Origin of the sequence: Pararhodobacter sp., from assembly GCF_034676075.1 — a bacterium.
GTDB lineage: Bacteria > Pseudomonadota > Alphaproteobacteria > Rhodobacterales > Rhodobacteraceae > Pararhodobacter.
On record NZ_JAUCCQ010000216.1, the window covers coordinates 1 to 3,099 of the forward strand.

The window sequence follows — 3,099 nt, forward strand, 5'->3', positions numbered from 1 at the left end:
CTTCTTGCGGTCTCAGGTAGCGGCAGCCCGCCGCTTTTCCCCGCGCCTAGACCCGGTGCAGATAGAGGTCGTAATCCACATCGGCGATGGTCCGTGCCACCCGCGCGTATTCCGCCGCCTTCACCGCGGTGAAGGTGCGGTGCATCTCGGCCCCCAGCGCCTCTTTCAGGAATGTGGATTCCGTCGCCGCCTCGATGGCCGCGCGCCAGTCCCGCGGGATGCCGCCCGCTTCCGCCTCATAGGCGTTGCCGGTGGTCTCGGGGCCGGGGTCGATGCGCTCTTCCAGCCCCTTGCGGATCCCCGCCAGCACCGTCGCCGCCACCAGATAGGGGTTGGCGTCGACGCCCGAGGGCCGGTGCTCGATCCGCCGCGCCCGCACGTCGCCGGCCGGGATGCGCAGCGCCACCGAGCGGTTGTTGACCCCCCAGCTGGGCGAAACCGGCGCATAGCTCTGGTTGGCGAAGCGGCGCCAGGAATTGGCGTGGGGGGCGAAGACCAGCATCGACTCGCCCATCGTCTGCTTCAGCCCGCCCAGCGCGTGGCGGATGGCGTCGGTCCAGCCCGCTCCCGGCGCCTCGGCAAAGATGTTGCGGCCCTCGTCATCGCGCAGCGAGACGTGCAGATGCATCCCCGACCCCGCGTAATCGGCGATGGGCTTGGCCATGAAACAGGCCACCACTCCGTGCCGCCGGGCCTGCGCCCGGACGATCCGCTTCAGCCGCACCAGATCGTCGGCGGCGGTCAGCGCGTTGTCACGGTACTTCAAGGTCAGCTCGTACTGCCCTGGTGCGTATTCGGAAATCAGCGTTTCGGCGGTGATCCCGGCGGCGGCGGCCCCGGCGTAGATGTCGGTGAAAAGGGGCTGCATGCCGATCAGCTGGTCGACCGAATAGACCTCGGTCTTGGCCGAAAACCGCCCGTCCAGCACGTCCCGCGCCGGCTGCACCCGACCCATGGCGTCCCGCTCGGGATCGAGCAGGAAGAATTCCAGCTCGAAGGCGGCGGAGGGGTGAAGGCCCATCTTCGCCAGCGCCTCGACCTGCCGGGCCAGCGCGTGGCGCGGGTCGGACAGCATCGGCGTGCCGTCGAGGTGATACTGACCGAGGAACATCTCGGCCCGGGCGGGATCGGTGCCGTGCAGCGGCACCAGCGTGCCGGGCACCGGCCAGGCGCGCAGGTCGCCATCGCCCGCGTCCCAGATCAGCCCGGTCTCATGGACATCCTCGCCGACGATATCGAGCCCGAGGATCGAGATCGGCAGATGCCGACCGCCCTCGAACACCGACATCAATTCGTGCCGGCGGATGATCTTGCCCCGCCCGATACCGTTGGAATCGTGGAGAAGAATGTCGATCGCCTGGATCTGGGGATGAGCGGCGAGGAAGGCTTCGGCCTCGAGCGGCGTGGCGCCGGAGGGGCAGGTCGTGGTCATGGGATCAACTCGGACAGGATTTCGTCGAAAGCGGCGATCAGCCGGTCGATCTGGCGGGTTTTCGTCACCGGCGAGACCAGCATCATGTTGTGGAACGGCGCGATCAGGCAGCCGCGGTTCAGGAGGCCCAGATGCAGCGCCGCCTCGACCTCGGGCGCATGGGCCCGCGCGGCCTCGGCGCCGTTTCGCAGCGGCCCCGGGGCGCAGATGAACTCGACCCGGGCGCCGACACGGACCACGTGCCAGGGCAGGGCGCGGCGGGCGATGGCGCCCTCCAGCCCGGCGGCGAGGCGCGCGGCGCCGCGTTCCATGCGGTCATAGGCCTCGGCGGTCATGACCTCGGACAGGGTCGCCTCCAGCGCTGCGACCTGCAACGGGTTGCCGGACAGGGTGGTGCCCATGCCCGAATGCCCCTCGGGCCGGTCGAGGTCATAGGCGGCGAAACGCTCCGCCACCTCGGGCGTCATGCCCCAGAGCCCGGTCGGGATGCCCCCCGCCACGCATTTGCCGATCACATAGAGGTCGGGCGACAGCGAATGCAGCCGCCGGTAGCCGCCCAGGCCGGAACTTTGGGTATGCGTCTCGTCCAGAATGAGCAGCGTGCCATGGTGGCGGGTCAGCTGGCGCAGCCCGTCGTGGAAACCCGCCTCGGGCAGGACCATGCAGGAATTGGTCATCACCGGTTCGGTCAGCACCGCGGCGACCTCGCCCGTCGCCAGCGCCGCCTCCACCGCCGCGAGGTCGTTGAACTCGACGCAGATCGCCTCGGCGGCGATGTCGAGGACCTGGCCCACCAGCCCCGGCCGCGCCACCGTGCGGCCCCCCTCGAGGGCAACCATCGTGTCCTCCAGCGTGCCGTGATAGCAGCCGTTGAAGACCAGCACCTTGCGCCGCCCGGTGACGGCCCTCGCCACCCGCAGGGCATGGCGGTTGGCGTCGGTGGCGCTGAGCGTCATCTGCCAGAGCATCGGCCCGAAAACCTGCCGGATCAGCGCGCCCACCCGCAGCGTCGCTTCCGAGGGCAGCATATAGGTCAGCCCGCGCCGCGCCTGGCGGCGGATCGCGCGGGCCACCGGCGGCGGGGAATGACCGAACATCGAGCCGGTATCGCCCAGGCAGAAATCGTCGATCTCGATGCCGTCGATATCCTCGATCCGCGCCTTCTCGGCCCGGTGGACCACCAGCGGAAAGGGCGAGGGCCAGTCCCGCATCCAATGCATCGGCACGCCTGCGAGCCAGGGCTCGGCGCCCTCGTCGAGACGGGCGCGCGTCTGGGGCCGGGCACGGGCGAACCGCTGCTCCTCGCGGGCCCGGAAGGAGGCAAGGCGCTCGGGATCGAGACCGGCGTGCGGGGAGGGCGGCAGGGGGGGCATGGGAACTCCGGCTGAATAATTTGATCATATTGCGCCGGCGAGGGATTGCCAAGGCAGGTTTCATCGGCACCGCCTTGCGGCGGGAGGCACGCTCCCACCCGCCCACCCCGCGCGCCTCCCGCCGCGGCGAGGGTAGCGCTTGGGGCAAGAACCGGGGGCCGTCTGCCCCCGGACCCCAGAGGATATTTGCAGCGCAAAGATCAAGGTTAAAAGGGTGTTAAGCCCCATCTTCGTTCTGCAAATATCCTCGGGGGGTGAATTGGCCGTCAGGCCAAGAGGGGGGCAGAAGGCCCC

2 protein-coding genes are annotated in these 3,099 nt (G+C 69.6%); both read right to left on the reverse strand.

The window, feature by feature from the left end; genetic code table 11:
- Positions 1–46: 46 nt before the first annotated feature.
- Positions 47–1,432: a glutamine synthetase family protein gene (locus tag VDQ18_RS23325; RefSeq protein ID WP_323023246.1), complete on the reverse strand. Its 1,386-nt coding sequence runs from the start codon at positions 1,430–1,432 to the stop codon at positions 47–49.
- Complete coding sequence (locus VDQ18_RS23330) at positions 1,429–2,805, reverse strand: aspartate aminotransferase family protein (protein WP_323023247.1); 1,377 nt, start codon at positions 2,803–2,805, stop codon at positions 1,429–1,431. The genes VDQ18_RS23325 and VDQ18_RS23330 overlap by 4 nt, the downstream gene beginning before the upstream one ends.
- Positions 2,806–3,099: the final 294 nt, after the last annotated feature.

Coding starts and splice junctions, on each gene's coding strand:
- VDQ18_RS23325 (WP_323023246.1), bottom strand. CDS start 1,432: ATGACCACGACCTGCCCCTCCGGCGCCACGCCGCTCGAGGCCGAAGCC.
- VDQ18_RS23330 (WP_323023247.1), bottom strand. CDS start 2,805: ATGCCCCCCCTGCCGCCCTCCCCGCACGCCGGTCTCGATCCCGAGCGC.